A 20,767-nucleotide genomic window follows, 5' to 3' on the forward strand; every position below is an offset into this window, starting at 1 on the left:
CTGCGCGCAGGCGAAGTGCTCAGCCGCCGCCGCCGATGCCTCGCGCCACGAGGCAAGCGTCTGCCGGGTAAGGTCCGCCAAGCTCTCGTTGCAGCCGGGCAGGTCGGGCAGGACGCTGGCGACGCCGCGCTCGGCCAGCAGACGCATCAGCTCGACGGTGAAGTGGCGGGTCTTGTTGCTCTCGTCGAACCACGCGGGCAGCACCAGCAGGCGCGGGCCGCTGGCGTGATCGCCGCAACGGATAGCCAGTTCCTCGCTGCCGCCGGGCGCTTGCCAGGTGGTCAGCACGGGGGGTCAGCCCTCGGCGCGCTTGGCGCTGACGTAGGCGAGCAGGGCGCCGTAGGTCTCGAGCATGTCGCCATCGACCTCGTCGTCCTCGATCAGGATGTCGCAGCGATCCTCGACCTCGGTGAGGAGACCCGCCACGGCCATGGAGTCGAACTCGGGCAGGTGGCCGAACAGGCCGGAGTTAGCATCAAGCCCCGCCACGCGTTCGTCGGACAGGCCCAGCACATCGCGCAGGATCGCGCGCAGGATGGCGTCGGTATCGTCGGGTTGCGCCACCGGAGCGGTAAGATCGGTCGTCATGGCAGCGGCACTTAGCGATGCAGGGCCAGCGAAACAAGTTTGCGCACGGCAGCCTTGGCCAGTTCGGGCCAGTTGGCGGGCACTCCGGGCCGCAGGCAGGTGAGGCGGCGGCGTTCGCGCACCTCGTCCATCCAGTCGCGCTTGTAGGGATCGTCGCCGGTGCCGAAGTCCACCAGCGTAACCTTGTCGCCATCGATCACCTGCGCGAACAGCGCCGCCGACAGTGTGGTGCCGGGCGACAGGGGCCTGGCGCTCTCGCGGTGGGCGAGCTTATGGATATAGGCAATGCCGTTCTCGACGGTCCAGAACTGCGCGGCGACCGGATGGCCTTCGGCGCGCGCAAGGCCGAAGCGCATCCTGCCCGCTGCCGCTTCCTCGATCGCGAACCGCCTGAGCAGCGCCGGGTCGCCCTCTTCGGGCTTCCAGCTGTCGGCATAGATGTCTTCGTAGGCGGCCCAATCCTGCTCGTCGAAGGCCTGCGACAGCGTGACCTCGACCTTGCGCCCCTTGCGCTTGAGCGTGGTACGCAGCTGGCCGGGGCGCTCGGCGAGATACCGGGCGTAGCTGCGCCCGTTCACGGCGAGCACATGGTTCACGTCGCAGTGCTCGTCGAGCACGATCCAGCCCGTGCGGCGGAAGGCCTCGGCGAGCCGTTCGGCGCTGCCGTCTTCCACGCTCAGCTTGTCGAGCACCACCCGGCGGGACCGGCGGGCGAGATCGCGGGCAAGCTCGTGCAGAAGGGCCGGATCGGGTGCGGCGCCCGTGAACAGCGGCGACCATGTAAAGGCATACCAGTTGGTGAGCGAGGCAAGGCCCGCGCCCTGTTGCTCCAGCGGCAGGCACACCTGCTTCGCGCCGTCGCTGGCGCAGGCGAGCAGGGGCTGCTTGCCCGCCTCTTCGAGCAGCGCAAACCAGCGCGGGCGGGCAAAAGGGCCTGCCTCGGCCCAGCGCTGGGCTTGCACATCGTTAAGACTGGCGTGATAGCTGATCGCCGTCACAGCGAAGAAGTCCCCATCCTTTGAAGCAGCCTGCTAACCTGTTCGAACCCGATCCCGCGCCGTGGCCGCTCGACCATCTCGCTCTGCGTGGGAGCGACGATAGCGCGGCGCTGATCCTGAAGCACGAAGTCCTTAGCTGGAAGGCCTTAAGAAGCCGTGTCGGAGCGCTGGCGGGATGGCTCAAGGAACGAGTGCCACAGCCGGGTGCGCGGGTCGCAAGCTGGGCGGGCAAGGGCGAGCTGACCTGCCTGATGCCGCTTGCCGCCGCACGGGCGGGGCTGGTGCATGTGCCGGTCAACCCGCTGCTCAAACGCCAGCAGGTCGCGCATATTCTGGCCGACTGCGGCGCGAGCCTGCTGCTCGGCAACAAGGCGCGGCTGTCACTGCTCGAAGCGGGCGACCTGCCCAAGGGCTGCCCGGCGCTGGAGGATCTGGCCGTGCTCGCCGAGGCGCAGGAGGCCGAGGCCCTGCCGCCCAGCACCGCCGATCCCGACGCGCTTGCCGCGATCCTCTACACCTCCGGCTCGACCGGGCGGCCCAAGGGGGTGATGCTCAGCCATACCAACATGTGGCTCGGCGCGGTGAGCGTCGCGCACTATCTCGGCATGGCAGCGGACGACGTGACGCTCGCCGTGTTGCCGCTAAGCTTCGACTATGGCCAGAACCAGCTGCTCTCCACCTGGTATGCCGGTGGCAGCGTGGTCCCGCTCGACTACCTCACCCCGCGCGACGTGGTGAAAGCCTGCGCGCGCCATGGCGTCACCACGCTGGCGGCGGTCCCGCCCTTGTGGGTGCAGCTGATCGAGCAGGACTGGCCCGCCGAATCCGTCGCCCCCATGCGCAGGCTCACAAATTCGGGCGGGGCGCTGACCGAGGACATGGTCCGCACCCTGCGCCGCATGTTCCCGCAGGCGCGGCTGTTCCCGATGTATGGCCTGACCGAGGCCTTCCGCTCGACCTATCTCGACCCGGCGATGGTCGACGACCACCCCACCTCGATGGGCCGCGCCATCCCCTTCGCCGAGATCCTCGTGGTCGACGACAAGGGCGAGGTGGCGAGCGAGGGCGAGCTGGTCCACTGCGGGCCGCTGGTCGCGCAGGGCTACTGGAACGATCCCGAGCGCACTGCCGAACGCTTCAAGCCTGCGCCCAAGGCCTCGCTCTATGGCGGCATGGCGGTGTTCTCGGGCGACACCGTGCGGCGCGACGAGCTGGGCCTGCTCCACTTCGTCGGCCGCACCGACACCATGATCAAGAGCGCGGGCAACCGCATCAGCCCGCAGGAGATCGAGGAGGCCGCCATCGCCACCGGCCTTGTGAGCGAGGCAGTCGCCTTCGGGGTGCCCGACGCGCGGCTCGGACAGGCAATCCATCTGGTGGTGCGCGGCAGCGGCGACGAGGAGGCCTTGCGCGCCGCCCTGCGCGCCGACCTGCCCAATTTCATGCAGCCTGCGGTTGTCCGCTGGGTCGAGGCCATTCCCTTGAATCCCAACGGCAAGATCGACCGCGCTGCGCTTGCGAAGGACCATTCATGAAGCCGCTCGGCCCCATTCCGGCAGACTACACCGCCATCGACGGCGAACTCGCGATTGGCGGGCGCAAGGCGTCGGCGCTGGTGAAGGAGGCGCGGCGCACGCCGCTGTTCGTCTATTCGCGCGACATCATCGCAGCGCGGGCCGAAGCCCTGCGCGCGGCGATGCCGGAGCGGCTCGCCATTCACTATGCGATGAAGGCCAACCCCTATCCGCCGTTGCTCGAACATGTTGCCGATCTGGTCGACGGGCTGGATGTCGCCTCGGGCGGGGAACTGGAGATCGCACGCAAGGCGGGTTACCTCGCGCGCGAGATCAGCTTTGCCGGACCGGGCAAGCGCGACCCCGAACTGAAGGCCGCGATCACCACCGGCGTGACGCTGAACTGCGAAAGCGAGGGCGAAATTTCGCGCGCGCTGGCCATGGGCAAGGCGTTGTCGGTGAAGCCGCGTCTGGCGATCCGGGTCAATCCGGCGTTTGAGATACGCGGTTCGGGCATGAAAATGGGCGGCGGGGCAAAGCCCTTCGGGATCGACGAGGAACAGGTGCCGGCGCTTGCCCGGAGGATCGTCGATGAAGGTGCGGACTGGCGTGGTTTCCACATCTATGCAGGCAGTCAGGCGCTCGACGCTGCCGCCATAATCGAGACGCAGGCCAATGTCATCGCTCTGGCCGCGCGGCTGGGCGAGGAGGCGGGCGTCGCGGTGCCGGACCTCAACATGGGAGGAGGTTTCGGCATCCCCTATTTCGACAAGGACACGCCGCTCGATATTGCCGCCATCGGCTCCGCGCTCGCGGGCCAGTTCGGGAAGCTGCCCGAGCGCCTGCAACAGACGCAGTTCGCGATCGAACTGGGGCGCTATCTGGTCGGCGAGGCGGGCGTCTACCTGACCCGGATCGTCGACCGCAAGGTGAGCCATGGCACTACCTACCTCGTCACTGATGGAGGGCTGCATCACCAGCTCGCCGCCTCGGGCAACTTCGGCGCGGTGGTGCGGCGCAACTACCCGCTTGCCATCGCCAGCAGGTTCGATGCTGCGGCTGAGGAAGAGGCAAGCGTCGTCGGTTGTCTGTGTACCCCGCTCGATCGACTGGCCGACAATGCGCTGCTTCCCCGCGCCGAGGTGGGCGATCTGGTGGCGGTGTTCTGCGCCGGGGCCTACGGTGCCAGCGCCAGTCCGGCGAACTTCCTCGGGCAGGGGCCAGCTGCCGAAATGCTCGTCTGACCGGGGTAAGGCTACCCACCGGCAAGTCGTCCCCTTTTGGGACATGCCCGTTTAAACCCCGCTATTCCGGCGGGTTCCGGCGCAAAACTAACGCAATGTTCACCCTTTCTGACGAGAAGCACAGGTGGATCCACGAGCCTTGCGGCCGCACCGGGTTTGTCCCCCGCTGCGCCACGGGTTCGACCACGTGAAGGACTTTCGATGCGAACGACCCAAATCGCCCGTCTCTCTCTTGCCGGTGCGGCGCTTGCGCTGACGCTGGGAGGCTGCGCCACGAACAGTGCGCCGCAGCTCGAACCGGCTCGGTTCGTTGCCATGCAGGAAGGTCCGGGCGAGGAATATGTCATTGGTCCGCTTGATGAATTGACCATCCACGTGTGGCGCAACGACGAACTCGGTGCCTCGGTGCAGGTGCGGCCCGACGGGCGCATCACCACCCCGCTGGTGGCCGACATGCCTGCCGTTGGCAAGACGCCGACCATGCTCGCCGAAGACATCCGGCTGCAGCTCTCGCAGTATATCGAGGAGCCGCTAGTGACCGTCATCGTCAACAAGTTTGCCGGCACCTTCAGCCAGCAGGTCCGCATCGTCGGCGCGACCGAGCAACCCGCATCGCTGCCCTACCGTGCGAACATGACCCTGCTCGACGCGATGATCGCGGTGGGGGGCCTCAGCGAATTTGCGGCGGGCAACCGCGCCAAGCTGATCCGGTTCGACCGTGAAAGCGGCAAGCAGACCGAATATGCGCTGCGCCTGTCCGACCTGCTGCGCAAGGGCGACAGCGATGCCAACGTCATGCTGATGCCGGGTGATGTTATCATCATCCCGGAAAGCATGTTCTAGGCCGGAGGCGGGGGGCTTGAATCACCTTCTGGAAGAAGTGCGGGCAGCGGTATGGGCGGTGTGGAACCGCCGCTGGCTGGCGCTGGGCATCGCCTGGGGCGTGTGCCTGCTGGGCTGGCTCGCCGTGGCGCTGATCCCCAACTCGTACCAGAGCGAAACGCGCATCTTCATCCAGCTCGACGACGTGCTGGCCGACCAGATCGGCATCGGCTCGGCGAGCCGTGCGCGCGATATCGACCGCATTCGCCAGACGCTGGTCAGCTCGGTCAATCTGGAAAAGGTCGTGCGCGCCACCCGGCTTGGCGATGCCGTCACCACCCCGGCGGAGATGGAAGCGGCGACAGTCAAACTGGCCAAGGAAATCTCGGTCGAGAGCCAGGGGCAGAACATCTTCGAGATCACCGCGACCATCGGTCGCGGCGACTTTTCCGACCGTGAGAACGCCGAACTGGCGCAGACCGTCACCCAGCGCATGATCGACATCTTCCGCGAGGAGAACCTCGGCGGTGCGCGCGGCGAACTCGAGCAGTCGATTACCTTCCTCAACCAGCAGCTCGCCGCGCGCGAGGCTGAACTGGCGCAGGCTGAGCAGCAACGTCTGGCCTTCGAGGCGGCCAACCCCGATCTGGTCGGCGGTTCGGCAGCGATTGCCTCGCAGATGAGCGCCGCCCGCAACGAGTTGCGCAGCGTCGAGGCCGATCTCGCCGCCGCGCAGAGTGCGCTTGCCGCCCTGCGCGGTCAGCTCGCCAGCACTCCGCGCACGATCATCAGTGCCAATTCGGGCGGACCGCAGGCAGCATTGGCGCAGGCCGAGGCGAACCTCGCCGCCTTGCAGGCGCGCGGACTGACCCCCGAACACCCCGACCTCATTGCCGCGCAGCGCACGGTGCAGAACCTGCGTGCGACCGTCCAGCGCGATGGGCCGGGAAGCAGCGGTTCGCTCAATCCGGCCTTTACCTCGCTGCAGTCGATGCTGGTCGAGCGCGAGGCCAATGTGCAGGCGCTGATGTCGCGCGCGGCGGCGCTGCGCGCGGAGATCGCCTCGATCAACAGCAGCCTCGCGCGCGAGCCGGGCGCAACCGCCGAGGCTCAGCGGATCAGCCGCGATTACGACGTGCTGCGCAAGCGCTACGATGACCTGCTCAACGACCGCGAACAGCTGCGCCTGCGCGGCGAGGTCGAAAGCGAAAACAGCGCGATCAAGTTCGAGGTGATCGACCCGCCGAGCACGCCGCGCAAGCCTGCCGCACCCAACCGTCCGCTGCTGCTGGCAGGGGTGCTGATCGTGGGGCTGGGTGCCGGAGCGGCGACCGCCTTTGCGCTGTCCAAGCTCGGCTCGACCTTCGCCACCGCCAGCCAGCTCGAACGCGAAATCGGGCTGCCGGTGATCGGTACGGTGTCGCATGTGTTCACACCTGCGGGGCGCGCATTGCGGGCCAGGCGTCTCAAGTATTTCGCTGCCGGCGTTGGCGGGCTAGGGCTGCTGTTTGTGATCCTGATGGGTCTCGAATTCGTCCAGCGCGGGCTGGTGGCATGAGGATGGTGGCATGACCGACCAGAGCAAGATCACCGGCCCCGGCGCTGGCCATTCATTGTTCGACCGCGACGAGGATGTCTGGGGCGCCGACCATCTGCGTGCGGCACCCGTTCCCGCCGAGCTTGCGCGACCGGTCAACCGTCCGGCCCCGAAACGCCCCGCGCCGCAGGTGGCGTCCCCCGCCGTGCAAGTGTCCCCTCGCGCAGTCGCTGCCGCAGTCGCTGACGTCGTCACGCCCGAAGTAGCAGACCTTACCCCGGTGCATCTGTCCGGCCATATCGAGCCGATCGCGCGCGAACAGTTGCAGCGCGCGGGGCTGATCCAGCCTGAGGGTCAGGTGACGGGACTGCTCGAAGAGTTCCGCATCGTGAAGCGGCAGGTGCTCAATGCCGTGCGCAAGGCGCGTGAGGCGGGCAAGGGAGCGCGGGCGCAGCGGGTGCTGGTCAGTTCGCCGCTGCCTTCGGAAGGCAAAACCTTCTGCGCGGCCAATCTCGCGCTCGCCATGGCGGCGGAGAAAGACAGCGAAGTGCTGCTGGTCGATGCCGACTTCGCCAAGCCCTCGATCCTCTCGACCTTCGGCCTGCCGAGCGGCCCCGGCCTGATGGACGTGCTCGCCAATCCCGATATCCGGCTCGAGGACTGCATCATCGAGACCGACATCCCCGGCTTGCTGGTGCTTCCCGCCGGCAACCAGACCAATTCCGACAGCGAGTTTCTCGCCAGCGCACGCACGGTGCAGGTGCTCGACCGGCTGACGGCGGATGCGCCGAACCGGATCGTAATCTTCGATTCGCCGCCCGCGCTGGCGGCCTCTCCTGCGGCGGAACTGGCGCGGCACGTTGGCCAGGTGATCGTCGTTACCCGTGCCGACCGCACTGGCCAGAGTGCGCTGGAGGATGCGCTGACGCTGCTGTCGGCCTGCCCCGATATCAAGCTGCTGCTCAACGCGGCGCACTTCAGCCCCAGCGGCCGCCGCTTCGGCACCTACTACGGTCAGGAGGACTGACCGCGATGCGCAGATGCCTGTCGTCCGCCGCTCTGGCCTTGGCCCTGACCAGCGCTTTTGCCGCCCCGGTGCTGGCGCGCGATGGCGAAACCGGCGGCGAGCACCGCAGCCGAACCCGGATCACGCCTTACATCCAGGCGTCGCAGGTCGTCACCGCCGAGCTTCAGCCCGGTTCCGACGTGTTCACCTACACCCGCCTCGGCGCGGGGGTCGACGCGGCGATTTCGGGACGCAACTCCACCGCATCGGTCTCACTGCGGTACGAGCGTTCGATCGGGTGGGATGACAATGTCGCCGATGTCGACACGCTGACCGGCATTGCGCGCGGCTCGCTGGCGCTGGTGCCGCGTACGCTCACGCTCGAAGCGGGCGGCATGGCGGCGCGGACCCGGATCGACCGCAATGGCGCGACCTCGATTGGCGGCTATGGCACCAATTCGGATTCAACCACGCAGATATACTCTGTCTACGCCGGGCCGAGCCTGCAAACCAACGTCGGCGATGTCGCCGTCAGCGGGGCCTATCTGATCGGCTACTCGCGGGTCGATTCGCCCGATGTGGTGCCGGTCTCCTCGACCGGCGAACTGGTCGACGTGTTCGACGACAGCATCAGCCAGTCCGCCCGGCTGCACGCAGGAATTGCCCCCAATACGGTTCTTCCTGTCGGGCTGGGTGTGGGGGCGGGCTGGAACCGTCAGGACGTGTCCAATCTCGACCAGCGGGTGGATGACCGTCATGTGCGGGCCGATATCACGGTGCCGGTCACGCGCGAGGTCGCGCTGATCGGGGGCGTGGGCTACGAAGACGTCGAAGTGTCGACCCGCGATGCCTTGCGCGATAGCGAGGGCAGGCCGGTGATCGGCGCCGATGGCCGCTTCGTCACCGACGATACGAAGCCGCGCCAGATTGCCTACGACACCGACGGCCTGATCTGGGACGTGGGCGTGATGTGGCGACCGAGCCGCCGCACCAGCCTCACCGCCTCGGTCGGCCGCCGTTACGATTCGTCGACTTACTACGGCTCGCTGTCCTATGCGCCCAACGCCAATACCTCGCTCAATGTCTCGGTTTTCGACGAGATCACCGGCTTCGGTGGGCAGATGGCCAATTCGCTCAACGGCCTCAGCACCAGCTTCCAGGCGATCCGCAATCCGGTGACCGGCGACCTTGGCGGCTGCGTGGGCAGCCTCGAAGGCGGCAACTGCACGCTGGCGGGGCTCGGCTCACTGCGTTCGGCGATCTATCGCCGCCGCGGTGTCAGCGCCAGCTTCGCGCGCACCATGGGCCGCACCCAGCTCGGGCTCGGGCTCGGCTACGAGCGGCGCAAATATATCGCCGCGCCGGGCACGGTGCTGGCCGCTATCGATGGCCTTACCGACGAGAACTACTGGATCTCGGCCTTTGCCACGCGCCGGCTTGATCGTCGCTCCAGTCTCAACTTCGGCGCTTCGGCCTCATGGTTCGAAACTGGACTCGATAATGCTGGCAGTTCCGTCGGTTACAGCGCAACGCTTTCGTACTATAGAAGCCTGATCGCGGGCCTGAGCGGCACGGCAGCCGTCGGCCTCGATGGAATTTCGCGCGAAAGCCTGCCCGATTACACCTCCGCATCGGCCCTAGTCGGCCTGCGCTATTCCTTCTGACGGACTACGGGAGTTCACAGATGCACGACCAATTCTACGGCTTTACCGCAAGGCCTTTCCAGCTGACCCCCGATCCGGAGTTCTATTTCCGCAGCGCGACGCACCGCAAGGCGCTGTCCTATCTCGGCTATGGCCTCGCGCAGGGGGAGGGCTTCATCGTCATCACCGGCGAGATCGGCGCGGGCAAGTCGACGCTGGCCGCCCACACGATCCGCAGCCTTGACGAGAACCAGGTCACGGTCGCGCAGGTCGTCACCAGCCATCTCGATGGCGAGGAGATCGTCCATGTCGTCGCGCGCGCGTTCGGTCTGCAGGTGGCGGGGCACGACAAGGCCTCGGCGCTGAGCGAGATCGAAGCCTTCCTGCACGAAGAAGCGCGCGCGGGCCGTCGCTGCCTGCTGGTGGTGGACGAGGCGCAGAACCTGTCGGTTTCGGCGCTGGAAGAGCTGCGGATGCTGTCGAACTTCCAGCTTGGCAGCCACCCGCTGTTGCAGGTGCTGCTGCTCGGCCAGCCCGAGTTTCGCAACACCTTGCAGAACGAGCCTGCGCTCGAACAGCTGCGCCAGCGTGTCATCGCTGCCCATCATCTCGAATCGATGCAGGCCGACGAGGTCGAACCCTATGTGATGCACCGGCTCACGACCGCAGGCTGGCAGGGCAACCCGCAGTTTGGCGAGGGTGTGTTCGCGAAGCTGTATGAGGCCAGCGGCGGCATTCCGCGCAAGGTCAACCAGATCGTCAACCGGGTGCTGATGCTCGGCTCGCTTGACCGGATCGCGGTGATCGACGGCGAGCTGCTGGACCATGTGCTGGACGAGATGGCGTCCGAAACGGCCCATCTCGCGCCCGTAAAGACCCTGCGCTCTTTTGCGCGGCCCGAGGCACCGGCTGATGCAGGCGCCGCCGCCGAACAGCCTGCTGTCCCTGCAATCGATCCGCAGCTGATCGACGACCTGCTGGCCGAACGCGACGTGCGCATTGCCGAACTTGGTGAAGCGCTCGACGAACTGGCGGCGAGGGCGGAAAAAGCGCCACCCGCCGATCCCGATCAGGACTCCATGCGCGAGCAGATCGCCGAGCTGCAACATGCGGTGCTCGATCTGTCGGGCCAGGCGGAAGAGAGCGTCAAACGCTTGCTGAAGCCGGAGATCGAAGCCTTGCGGGCGGACATGGCCAAGCTGGAGGCTCGCACCTTCGAGCAGGAACGCACCATCCGCCAGACGCTGTCGATGCTGATCGAGTGGATCGAGGCGGAAATGGAATCGAGCAAGGCCGCCTGAGCGGCGGTCGGGGGGCTGCGCCACATGAACGCGATTACGCCAGATCGCCCTGTGCAGCAGGGCACGGCCACCCACGCGAGGGTGGTCAACGCCCTGTCGGTCGACGTCGAGGACTGGTTTCAGGTCGGCGCGTTCGAGAAGGTGATCGGGCGTGACGCATGGCCCTCGCTGGAGGACCGGGTGGAGCGCAATGTCGAGGCGATCCTCGCCATGTTCGACGCGGCGCAGGTCAAGGCCACGTTCTTCACGCTGGGCTGGGTGGCCGAGCGGCATAAGCGGCTGATCCGCCGGATCGCCGAGGCAGGCCACGAGATCGCCAGCCACGGGTGGGATCATGCGCGCGTATTCACGCTCACCCGCGAGGAGTTCGCCGAAGACATCGCGCGGGCGCGCGGTGTGCTCGAGGATGCGGGCGGAACCGAGGTGAAGGGCTATCGCGCACCGAGCTTTTCGATCGACAAGCGCAACCCCTGGGCCTTCGAAGTGCTGGCCGAGCAGGGCTATACCTATTCGTCGAGCGTGGCCCCGGTGGCGCACGATCACTATGGCTGGCCCGAAGCCCCGCGCTTTGCCTTCCGGCCGCTGGCCGATGCCGAGCTGATCGAGCTGCCGGTTACCACCGCGATGCTCGGCAGCAGGCGTATCGCCGCAGGCGGCGGAGGGTTCTTCCGCGTGCTGCCCTATGGCTTCAGCCGCTGGGCGATCCGGCAGGTGAATGGCCGCGAGGGACGGCCCGCGATCTTCTATTTCCACCCGTGGGAGGTGGACCCGCAGCAGCCGCGCGTGGCCGATGCCCCGCTGCGCTCGCGCTTTCGGCACTACACCAATCTCGACAAGATGGCGGGCAAGCTCGCGCGCGTCGTGAACGAGTTTGCGTGGGACCGGGTCGACACGGTGGTCGCGCGCGAGGCGGCCTTGCTGGACGCCGCGCAATGAACGCGCCCTTCGCCATGACCACCGAAACCGTGCGCCTTGCCGAGCTGTCGCAGCCCGACGAGTGCGCGCGCATCGAGGGGTTCGTGGCGTTGCATGGCGGCAGCGTGTTTCACAGGCCGCAATGGCTCCATGCGGTGGAGCGCGGCACCGGGCAGCGCGCGCTGGGCCTGATCGCAGAGAAGGGCGGGGCGCTCACCGGGTGGATGCCGCTCACCGAACTGCATTCGCCGATCTTCGGGCGCACGCTGGCTTCCTCGGGCTTTGCGGTCAACGGCGGCGCGCTTGCGCTGGATGAGCGCGTGGCAGAGCGGCTGATCGAGGCGGTCGAGGAACTTGCGCAGCGTCTGTCGTGCTCCAGCGTGGAGCTGCGCGGCGGACCGGCTCGCGCCGGGTGGGACATGCTCACCGAGCGTTATTGCGGCTTCGTGATGCCGCTGGCCGAGGATGACGAGGCCCAGCTCGCCGCCATCCCGCGCAAGCAGCGCGCCGAAGTGCGCAAGAGCCTCAGCCCCGAGCTGGAAGTCACCATTGGCCGCGAGGAGGGCGAGCGCGCGGCGCACTATGCCGTCTATGCCGAAAGCGTGCGCAACCTTGGCACGCCGGTGTTTCCGCGCAGCCTGTTCGATGCCGCGCTCGATGCGCTCGATGCCGATATTCTCACCGTGCGCCATCAGGGCGTGCCGGTATCGTCGGTGCTGTCGTTCTATCACGGCGGCGCGGTGATGCCCTACTGGGGCGGCGGCACCTATGCCGCGCGCCGTCTGCGCAGCAACGACCGCATGTATTACGAGCTGATGTGCCATGCCCGCCGCAAGGGTTGCATCGCGTTCGATTTCGGGCGCAGCAAGACGGGCACCGGCCCCTATGCCTACAAGAAGACCTGGGGCTTTGAGCCACAGCCGCTGACCTATGCCGAATGGACCGTGCCCGGATGCGAGGCGCGCGATGCCGATCCGCTCAGCCCGCAGCACCAGTCGCGCATTGCTGCGTGGAAGCGGTTGCCGCTGGCCGTCGCCAACCGGCTCGGCCCGCTGATCGCGCGAGGACTCGGCTGATGGCGGGCGAGATCCTGTTCCTCGCGCACCGGACGCCCTTTCCGCCCGACCGGGGGGACAAGATCCGCTCGCACAATGTGCTGAAGGCGCTGGCGGCGCTGGCTCCCGTGCATGTCGGCTGTCTGGGCGAGACCGATGCCGATATGGCCGAGGAGAAGGCGCTGGCCGCACTGGCGGCGAGTTACTGCATGCCGCGGCGAACGAAGCCGCTGCCCCTTGCCGGGATCGAGGCACTGGCAACGGGCGCTGCGATCAGCATCTCGGCCTTCGAAAACAAGGCGTTGTATCGCTGGGTACGCGACACGCTCACGAACCGCCCCATCGCAGCAATCTACATCTTCTCGGGCCAGATGGGGCAATATGTTCCACACGACTGGTCCGGGCGGCTGGTGGTCGATTTCGTCGATGTCGATTCCGCCAAGTTCGAGGCCTACGCGGCAAAGAGCGGCTTGCCGATGCGCTGGGTCCATGCCCGCGAGGGGCGGCTGCTGCGCCACTACGAAGCGCAGCTTGCCGCCCGTGCCGATTGCTCGCTGCTGGTGAGCGACGAAGAGGCAGCCCTGATGCGCGCGCGTTGCCCCGGCGTGCCGAACATCGGCGCGCTGCGTAACGGCATCGATTGTGCGCTCTACGATCCGGCCAAGGTCCGCCCGCATCGCGATCTGGCAAACGCCGCCGGCCCGCATTTCGTGTTCTCGGGGCAGATGGACTATGCCCCCAACATCGACGCAGTGGAGCGGTTCACCCGCCGGATCATGCCCGCGATCCTCACGCTTCACCCTGCGGCACAGTTCCACATCGTCGGCCGGGTACCCACCCCGGCGGTGCGCAAGCTGGCGAGCGAGCAGGGCGTGACGGTGTGGGGCGAAGTGCCCGACGTGCGACCGTTTCTTGCAGCGGCCAGCATGGTTGTCGCACCGCTAACCATTGCGCGCGGGGTGCAGAACAAGGTGCTGGAGGCCATGGCCATGGCAAAGACCGTGCTCGCCTCGCCCGAAGCGCTGACCGGGATCGACGGCGAGGATGGCGAGCACTTCCTGCGCTGCGACAGCGACGCTGAATTTGTGGCGCAAGCCTGCGCGCTGGCGGATGACAGGTTCCGCGCCGAGAAGGTCGGCAAGGCTGCGCGCCAGCTCGTGCTCGACCGGATGAGCTGGCCCGCCATGATGGCTCCGCTGGCGGACATCGTCGGCCTAACGCCCGGTCCCGAACGAACGGCTCGTCGCAATGCGGCTTGAAGCGATCTCCTCCCCCACGCGCGCTCCGCTGACCGAGAGCATCGCCCCGCAGTGGCGCGCCCCGCTGTTGCACCTCGCGCTCGCATGGGCGGCGCTGCTGGCGCTGTTTGCCGGTGAATGGGTCACTATGGCCGGGCATTGGTGGAGCAATTCGACCTATAACCATATCCTGTTCGTGCCGCCGATCCTTGCCTGGCTCGTGTGGCAGCGTCTGCCCGAACTGGCCCGCCTGACCCCGCGCGCGTGGTGGCCGGGCTTGCTCGCACTTGCCGGGGCCATGCTCGTCTGGTTGCTCGGCAACATTTCGGGGCTGGCCACGGCAAGCCAGCTTGGCGCGGTGGCAATGCTGCCGGCAACTGCCTTGGCGCTGCTCGGCCCACGGGTTGCCTATGCGCTGCTGTTCCCGCTGTTTTACAGCCTGTTCCTCGTACCTTTTGGCGACGAGTTGGTGCCTGTCCTGCAAATGATCACGGCGGACATCACCATTGCGCTTACCCATGCCTCGGGCATTCCGGCCGAGATCGAGGGCGTGTTCATCGACACCCCGGTCGGCTTGTTCGAAGTGGCCGAAGCCTGCTCGGGGGTGAAGTTTCTCGTCGCCATGGTGGCGCTGGGCACGCTGATCGCGAACCAGTGCTATCGCTCGGTCTGGCGGCGGATGGCCTTTCTGGCAGCCTCGGTCATCGTTCCCATTATCGCCAACGGCGTGCGCGCCTGGGGCACGATCTACATTGCGCAGTTTCAGGGCATCGAATTCGCCGCCGGGTTCGACCATATCTTCTACGGCTGGATCTTCTTCGCGGTGGTGATGGCGGTCCTGATCGGCGCAGGCTGGCGCTTCTTCGACCGCAGGGTGGACGAGCCCGCCATCGACCTCGCCGGGATCGAGGGCGCGCGCTGGATCGCGCGGCTCGAACGGTTTGCGGCGCCGGGCTGGGCAGTGCTCGCCGGGGTCTTTGCGCTGGCCCTTGGCGCAACCGCATGGGCAGGCGCGGCACGCGCGGTTGAGGCTCCGCTGCCGCAGGCTATCGTACTGCCGCAAGTCGCAGGCTGGGAGCAGGTGCCGACCGTGCAGGCGTGGAGCTGGCGGCCCGATTCTCCCGGCGCTGACCGCCGCCTGTTCGGCACCTATCGCAGCGCCACCGGCCAGCGGGTCGACGTGTTCCTCGCCTATTATGCGGCGCAGGAAGAAGGCCGCGAGGCCGGGGCCTATGGCGAGGGCGCGCAGCCGCTGGACACCGAATGGCGCTGGCTTGGCGAAGCTCCCGCTATTGACGGCGGCAAGGGTGACCGCCTTCAGGCCGTGGGTCTCCACCCGCGCCTCGCCATGACCTGGTATCGCCATGGCGACTGGACGGGCAGCAGCCGCCTTGAACTCAAGGCCCTGACAATGCGCGACCGTTTGCTGTTCACCGCCCGGCCGACCGCGACGATGATAGTCTCGGCAGAGGGTGGGGGCGAGGAAGCGCAGGCTGCCATTGCCGACTTTCTCGACGCTATCGGCCCGTCCGGCAAATGGATGGACCGCATCGTCGGCTTGGATTAGGCCCAACGCCGATGTGCGGTATCGCTGGCATTTTTCACTGTGGCACGGTCAAGCCGGTCGATCCGGGCCGGGTCGCGCGCATGTGCGACGTGCTTGCCCATCGCGGGCCGGATGGCGCGGGCGTCTGGAGCGCGCCGGGTGTGGCGCTTGGCCATCGTCGCCTGTCGATTATCGACATCGAAGGCTCGCCGCAGCCGATGCTCTCGCCCGACGAGCGCGCGGCCATCGTGTTCAACGGCGAGATTTACAACTACCGCGAGCTGCGCCGTGATCTGGTCGCGCTCGGCGAGCAGTTCCGCACCGATGGCGATACCGAGGTAATCCTTGCGGCCTGGCGGCGCTGGGGCCCGGACTGCGTGCGGCGGCTCGACGGGATGTTCGCCTTCGCGATCTACGATCAGGGCGAGCGTGCGCTGTTCCTCGCCCGCGACCGGTTCGGGGTGAAACCGTTGTTCATGGCGCATCTGGCCGACGGCTCGCTGGCCTTTGCCTCCGAGCTGAAGGGCCTGCTCGCGCATCCGCTGCTGCGCCGCGAGGTCGATCCGCTGGCGATCGAGGATTACATGACCTGGGGCTATGTTCCCGATCATCGCTCGATCCTCAAGGGCGTGGAGAAGCTGCCCGCTGCGCACACGCTGATGCTGCGGCACGACAGCGCAGTGCCGCAGCCGCGCCGCTATTGGGACATCTCCTTTGCCGACCGCCACAAGGGCAGCGAGCGCGATCTGGAGGCGGAGCTGCTGCACAGGCTGAAGCTGGGCGTCTCCTCGCGCATGGTGGCCGACGTGCCGCTCGGGGCCTTCCTCTCGGGCGGGGTCGACAGCTCGACCGTGGTGGCGATGATGGCGGAAGAGGCGCGCGAACCTGTGCGCACTTGCTCGATCGGCTTCGATATCGCCAGCGCCGACGAGACCAGCTACGCCGAGCGCGTGGCCGAACTGTTCGGCACCAACCACGCCGCCCGCACGGTCAGCGCCGACCAATTCGACGCCATCGACGCCATCGCCGGCATGTTCGACGAACCCTTCGCCGATGCCTCCGCGCTGCCGACATGGCGCGTGTGCCAGCTCGCGCGCGAAAGCGTGACTGTGGCGCTCTCGGGTGACGGGGCAGACGAGGCGCTGGCGGGCTATCGCCGGCAGGTGTTCCACGCGCATGAGGAGCGGGTACGGGCGATGATCCCGCAAGCGCTGCGCGAGAAGGCGCTCGCTCCGCTGGGTGCGGCATGGCCCAAGGCCGACTGGCTCCCGCGCCCCTTGCGCTTCAAGTCGACCTTGCAATCGCTCGCGGGGACAGGGCCGCAGGGCTATGCGCGCGGGCTGTCGGTGACGCCGCCGGAAGTAAGGCTCGGTCTCTATTCCGAAGCGCTCTCCCGGCAGATCGGAAACTATCGCGGCGAGGCTTTGCTGATCGAGCGGATGGCAGGAGCACCGGCGCGCTCGGGCCTCGATGCCGCGCAATATGCTGACCTGACGTTCTGGCTGCCGGGTGATATCCTCACCAAGGTCGACCGCACCTCGATGGCGGTCAGCCTCGAAGCGCGCGAGCCGCTGCTCGATCATCATCTGGTGGAGTTCTGCGCGCGTCTGCCTGAGGGGCTGCGGGTGAAGGGCGGGCAGGGCAAGTGGCTGCTCAAGAAGGCGATGGAGCGCTATCTGCCGAAGGACATTCTCTATCGCCCCAAACAAGGGTTCGTGACCCCGATTGCCGAGTGGTTCCGCGGGCCGCTGGCCGACAAGGCGCGCGGGATCGCCGGGCCCTCGGCCTTGGCGCGGACAGGGTGGTTCGACAATGCGCGGCTTGCGGCGGTGGCGGAAGAGCATATCGCGGGGCGGAGCGATCACGGGCGGCTGTTGTGGCAGCTGGTGATGCTGGATCGTTCGCTGGCCCGCCTGGGGATTACGGGTTAAACGGCGTAGGTCTCTTCGGTCCTTCGAGACGGGCGCTCAGCCTTCGGCTTCGTGCCCTCCTCAGGACGAACGGATATGTCACAGCACCCCAACCCCGTTCGTCCTGAGGAGCGAAGACGCAGTCTGAACGTCTCGAAGGACAGCCGCAGGCCAGCGATGCTTGGAGCACAGATGGGGCAGTCAGTCACCCTCACCATGGCCGAGCGCCATATATTCCTGGCTCTGCATCTCGTTGAGGCGGCTCACCGTGCGTTCGAATTCGAAGGCCCCGTCGCCCGCAGGATAGAGGTCATCGGGCGCGCAGGCTGCCGCCGCGAACAGCTTCACCCGGTGTTCGTACAGCGCGTCGATCAGCGTCACAAAGCGGGCGGCCTCGTTGCGCATCTGCGGCCCCATCTGCGGAATGCCGACGAGGATCACCGTGTGATAGGCTCGTGCAATGGCGAGATAGTCAGGCGCACCGCGCGCCTCGCCGCACAGGCGCTTGAAGCTGAACACCGCCACACCCTTGAGGCTCTTGGGCACATGCAGCATTCGCCCACCGCCGACATCGAGTTCGGCGCTGGGCACATTGGCGGCATCCTCGGGCGCAAAGTCGGTCAGGCGGAAGAAGGCTTCGCGCACCCTGGCCGTCGCCTCATCACCCAACGGGCAGTGCCAGGTGTCGAGCCCGCCGATGCGCTGCATCCGGTAGTCGGTCGGCCCGTCGAGCGGAAGCACGTCCAGCTCCTCCTCGATCAGCGCGATGAAGGGCAGGAACAGGTCGCGGTTGATCCCGTCCTTGTAGAGATCGCGCGGAGGGCGGTTGCTGGTGGTGACAACGGCAATCGAATGCTCGCGGATCAGGGCGGTGAACAGCCGGCTCATGATCATCGCATCGGCCGAATTGGTCACCACCATCTCGTCGAAGGCGAGCACGCGCAGACCCTTGGCAATGTCGCGCGCGATCACCGGGATCGGATCGCCGCTCTCGCTCTTGCGGGCATCGCGCAGGCGGGCGTGAACTTCCTGCATGAAGGCATGGAAATGGACCCGTCGCTTTTCGGGAATCGCAAGGTTGTCGTGGAACAGGTCCATCAACATCGACTTGCCGCGTCCGACACCGCCCCACATGTAAACGCCCTGCGGTCGCACCTTCTTGCGACCGAACAGCTGGCCAAGCAGTCCGCCGGTTTCCTCGGCTTCCAGCTCGCGCTGGAGCCGGTCGAGCCTCTCGGCAGCGTGGCGCTGGTCGGGATCGGGGCGGAGCTGGCCGTCGGTGACGAGCCGTTCGTAGCGCGCCAATACGCTCATCGTGACGCCTCTTACCGCGGCGAAATCTTGCGCAGGATCGAGGACCACGAGCCAAGGATCACGCCATCCTGCTCGACCGTGCCACGCACGAACACCATCTTCCCCGTCTCGCGGATGACCTCAACCGTCGCATCCAGCGGCTGATCGGGGTCAGCCGCCCCCACGAAGTGATTGGTCAACTCGATAGTGACCCCGCCGGGAAAGGTGCCGTCAGTCAATTCGGTAGCGCCAGCGAAACCGGCAATGTCGATCAGGCCGAGGATCATGCCGCCGTGGACGACACCGTACTGGTTCTTGTGCCGCTCCTCGGGGATCATCCGCAGGCGCGCCACCTGCGGGCTGTCGCGCCGGATCAGGAGCGTGCCCATCACCGCCCGGTTGTAATGCTCCGGCTCACCGAAGGCGGCATCGATCCAGCCGGGATAGTCAGGATGTTCGCGGCGCTGGGCCGGCTCGTTCGCGTCAGCCAAGGTTTAGATATGCCTTTCGGCCATCATCTTCTTGGTCTCGGCAATCGCCTTGGCCGGTGAGAGGCCCTTCGGGCAGACGTTCGCGCAGTTCATGATCGTGTGGCAGCGATAGAGCCGGAACGGGTCTTCCAGCGCATCGAGGCGCTCACCGGTCATCTCGTCGCGGCTGTCGGCCAGCCAACGATAGGCTTGCAGCAGGATCGCCGGGCCGAGGAACTTGTCGGAATTCCACCAGTAGCTCGGGCACGAGGTCGAGCAGCAGGCGCACAGGATGCACTCATAGAGGCCGTCGAGCTTCTCGCGCTGTTCGGGTGACTGGAGCCGCTCCTTGCCCGAGGGCGTGGTGCTGACCGTCTGCAACCACGGACGGATGCTGGCATACTGGGCGTAGAAGTGGGTAAAATCGGGGACCAGATCCTTGATCACGTCCATGGCGGGCAGCGGCGTGATGCGCACTTCGCCGGACAGATCCTCGATCGCAGTGGTGCAGGCGAGGCCGTTCTTGCCGTTCATGTTCATCGAGCACGACCCGCAGATACCTTCGCGGCACGAGCGGCGGAAGGTCAGCGTGGGGTCGATCTCGTTCTTGATCTTGAACAGCGCATCAAGGACCATCGGGCCGCAATCGTCGAGATCGATCTCGAAGGTGTCGTAGTGCGGGTTCTGGCCGCTGTCAGGATCGTAGCGGTAGATCTTGAAGGACTTCACGCGGGTGGCACCTTCGGCCTTATGGACATTGCCCTTGCCGGAAATCCTGGAGTTCTTGGGGAGGGTGAAGGTCGCCATGAAGATCGGTCCTGTATGAATTTGCCCCCTATCTAACCGCCTGACGCGCCGACGCAAGGTGTGCAGATGCAGCAGAGCGGGGAATTTCGTCCGCAAAAGCGGCAATCGGCAGGAATAAGGACAAAAGCTGACGCTTCGCCAATGACTTGGAGCCAATGCGGCGAAGTGGTAGACTACCCGTCTGGCGGCGCGAAGGAGCGGCGATGGGAGTACAGTCCTGGTACGACGCGCATGTGCTTCCGCGCGTTATCGCAATGGGGTGCGGCAGCGACGAGGTGGCGCAACTGCGCCGCCAGGTGGTTCCGCTGGCGCGCGGTGCGGTATTTGAACTGGGCTGTGGCGGCGGCTTCAACCAGCAACTTTACGATCCTTCGCAAATCACCAGCTTTGCCGGGGTCGATCCCAATGCCGGTCTGCTCGATGCGGCGCGGGCGAGGGCACAGGCAAGCGGACTGCCCGCCGATCTGCGCGCGGGTGTCGGCGAAAACCTTCCCTTTGCCGATGGCGCTTTCGATGCCGTGGTCTGCACTTACACGCTGTGCTCGGTAAGCGATCAGGCGCGGGTGCTGGCGGAACTGCGCCGGGTGTTGAAACCAGGCGGACGGCTGCTTTATCTCGAACATGGCCGTGCGCCCGACAAGGGTGTCGCGCGCTGGCAGCGCCGGATCGAGCCCCTATGGAAGCGGCTTGCGGGCAATTGCCATCTCACCCGCGAGATCGGGGCGGCGATCCGGGCCGCCGGGTTCGAAGTCGAACCGCTGGGGCAGGAATACTTCGCCAAGGCCCCGCGCTGGGCGGGCTGGATGGAGTGGGGCATGGCGCGCCGCGCGGGAGCCTGACAGCCGTTCTCCAATGCGAAACGGGCCGCCTGTCCTGAGAC

Annotated in this window: 18 protein-coding genes and 1 pseudogene; 13 read left to right on the forward strand and 6 right to left on the reverse strand. The window is 66.7% G+C overall.

Going from position 1 to position 20,767, the window contains the following annotated elements:
• The 3 genes and pseudogenes from D2V17_RS03690 to D2V17_RS03700 form a co-directional block, all read right to left on the reverse strand.
• A pseudogene (locus D2V17_RS03690) lies at positions 1-288 on the reverse strand (hypothetical protein); the annotation flags it as partial.
• A gap of 6 nt (positions 289-294) precedes the next feature.
• Positions 295-588, reverse strand: coding sequence for an acyl carrier protein (locus D2V17_RS03695; protein ID WP_119591787.1), 294 nt, complete (start codon positions 586-588; stop codon positions 295-297).
• 11 nt (positions 589-599) lie between these two features.
• Positions 600-1,586: a GNAT family N-acetyltransferase gene (locus tag D2V17_RS03700; RefSeq protein ID WP_245978504.1), complete on the reverse strand. Its 987-nt coding sequence runs from the start codon at positions 1,584-1,586 to the stop codon at positions 600-602.
• A gap of 20 nt (positions 1,587-1,606) precedes the next feature.
• On the opposite strand from D2V17_RS03700, the gene D2V17_RS03705 reads away from it, so the two are divergent.
• The 12 genes from D2V17_RS03705 to D2V17_RS03760 all read left to right on the forward strand — a co-directional run bounded on the left by D2V17_RS03705 (position 1,607) and on the right by D2V17_RS03760 (position 17,338).
• Entirely contained in the window at positions 1,607-3,121 is a 1,515-nt protein-coding gene (locus tag D2V17_RS03705) for an acyl-CoA ligase (AMP-forming), exosortase A system-associated (protein ID WP_245978505.1), read from the forward strand.
• Positions 3,118-4,344: a pyridoxal-dependent decarboxylase, exosortase A system-associated gene (locus D2V17_RS03710; RefSeq protein WP_119591788.1), complete on the forward strand. Its 1,227-nt coding sequence runs from the start codon at positions 3,118-3,120 to the stop codon at positions 4,342-4,344. The genes D2V17_RS03705 and D2V17_RS03710 overlap by 4 nt, the downstream gene beginning before the upstream one ends.
• 201 nt (positions 4,345-4,545) lie before the next feature.
• Positions 4,546-5,187: an XrtA/PEP-CTERM system exopolysaccharide export protein gene (locus tag D2V17_RS03715; RefSeq protein WP_119591789.1), complete on the forward strand. Its 642-nt coding sequence runs from the start codon at positions 4,546-4,548 to the stop codon at positions 5,185-5,187.
• Between the two features lie 16 nt (positions 5,188-5,203).
• Entirely contained in the window at positions 5,204-6,724 is a 1,521-nt protein-coding gene (locus D2V17_RS03720; RefSeq protein ID WP_119591790.1) for an XrtA system polysaccharide chain length determinant, read from the forward strand.
• A 10-nt stretch (positions 6,725-6,734) separates the two neighbouring features.
• On the forward strand, positions 6,735-7,730 hold the full coding sequence (locus tag D2V17_RS03725) for an AAA family ATPase (RefSeq protein WP_119591791.1): 996 nt from the start codon (positions 6,735-6,737) through the stop codon (positions 7,728-7,730).
• A gap of 5 nt (positions 7,731-7,735) precedes the next feature.
• A complete protein-coding gene (locus D2V17_RS03730; protein WP_119591792.1) occupies positions 7,736-9,373 on the forward strand; it encodes a porin family protein in 1,638 nt (545 codons plus the stop codon).
• 20 nt (positions 9,374-9,393) lie between these two features.
• Complete coding sequence (locus tag D2V17_RS03735) at positions 9,394-10,653, forward strand: XrtA/PEP-CTERM system-associated ATPase (protein WP_119591793.1); 1,260 nt, start codon at positions 9,394-9,396, stop codon at positions 10,651-10,653.
• A gap of 24 nt (positions 10,654-10,677) precedes the next feature.
• On the forward strand, positions 10,678-11,589 hold the full coding sequence (locus D2V17_RS03740) for an XrtA system polysaccharide deacetylase (RefSeq protein WP_119591794.1): 912 nt from the start codon (positions 10,678-10,680) through the stop codon (positions 11,587-11,589).
• Positions 11,586-12,644, forward strand: a complete 1,059-nt coding sequence (locus tag D2V17_RS03745) for a FemAB family XrtA/PEP-CTERM system-associated protein (protein WP_119591795.1) — start codon at positions 11,586-11,588, stop codon at positions 12,642-12,644. Before D2V17_RS03740 ends, D2V17_RS03745 begins: the two co-directional genes overlap by 4 nt.
• Positions 12,644-13,882, forward strand: a complete 1,239-nt coding sequence (locus tag D2V17_RS03750) for a TIGR03087 family PEP-CTERM/XrtA system glycosyltransferase (RefSeq protein ID WP_119591796.1) — start codon at positions 12,644-12,646, stop codon at positions 13,880-13,882. The genes D2V17_RS03745 and D2V17_RS03750 overlap by 1 nt, the downstream gene beginning before the upstream one ends.
• The gene (xrtA, locus tag D2V17_RS03755) at positions 13,872-15,428 is read left to right on the forward strand and encodes an exosortase A (protein ID WP_119591797.1); all 1,557 of its coding nucleotides are present in this window, start codon (positions 13,872-13,874) and stop codon (positions 15,426-15,428) included. Before D2V17_RS03750 ends, xrtA begins: the two co-directional genes overlap by 11 nt.
• Positions 15,429-15,439: 11 nt before the next feature.
• Positions 15,440-17,338, forward strand: coding sequence for an XrtA/PEP-CTERM system amidotransferase (locus D2V17_RS03760; RefSeq protein ID WP_119591798.1), 1,899 nt, complete (start codon positions 15,440-15,442; stop codon positions 17,336-17,338).
• 180 nt (positions 17,339-17,518) lie between these two features.
• Here the strand turns inward: D2V17_RS03760 and zapE are convergent, their stop codons facing one another.
• Genes zapE through D2V17_RS03775 form a run of 3 tightly spaced genes read right to left on the reverse strand, consistent with a single transcriptional unit; the run spans position 17,519 to position 19,887 of the window.
• Complete coding sequence (zapE, locus tag D2V17_RS03765) at positions 17,519-18,631, reverse strand: cell division protein ZapE (protein ID WP_119591799.1); 1,113 nt, start codon at positions 18,629-18,631, stop codon at positions 17,519-17,521.
• Between the two features lie 11 nt (positions 18,632-18,642).
• Positions 18,643-19,101: a PaaI family thioesterase gene (locus tag D2V17_RS03770; protein ID WP_119591800.1), complete on the reverse strand. Its 459-nt coding sequence runs from the start codon at positions 19,099-19,101 to the stop codon at positions 18,643-18,645.
• A gap of 3 nt (positions 19,102-19,104) precedes the next feature.
• Entirely contained in the window at positions 19,105-19,887 is a 783-nt protein-coding gene (locus tag D2V17_RS03775; RefSeq protein ID WP_119591801.1) for a succinate dehydrogenase iron-sulfur subunit, read from the reverse strand.
• A gap of 203 nt (positions 19,888-20,090) precedes the next feature.
• Here D2V17_RS03775 and D2V17_RS03780 point away from each other — a divergent pair, with 203 nt between their 5' ends.
• A complete protein-coding gene (locus D2V17_RS03780) occupies positions 20,091-20,726 on the forward strand; it encodes a class I SAM-dependent methyltransferase (protein ID WP_119591802.1) in 636 nt (211 codons plus the stop codon).
• The last annotated feature ends 41 nt before the right edge of the window (positions 20,727-20,767 follow it).

Source organism: Aurantiacibacter xanthus (assembly GCF_003584015.1).
GTDB lineage: Bacteria > Pseudomonadota > Alphaproteobacteria > Sphingomonadales > Sphingomonadaceae > Alteraurantiacibacter > Alteraurantiacibacter xanthus.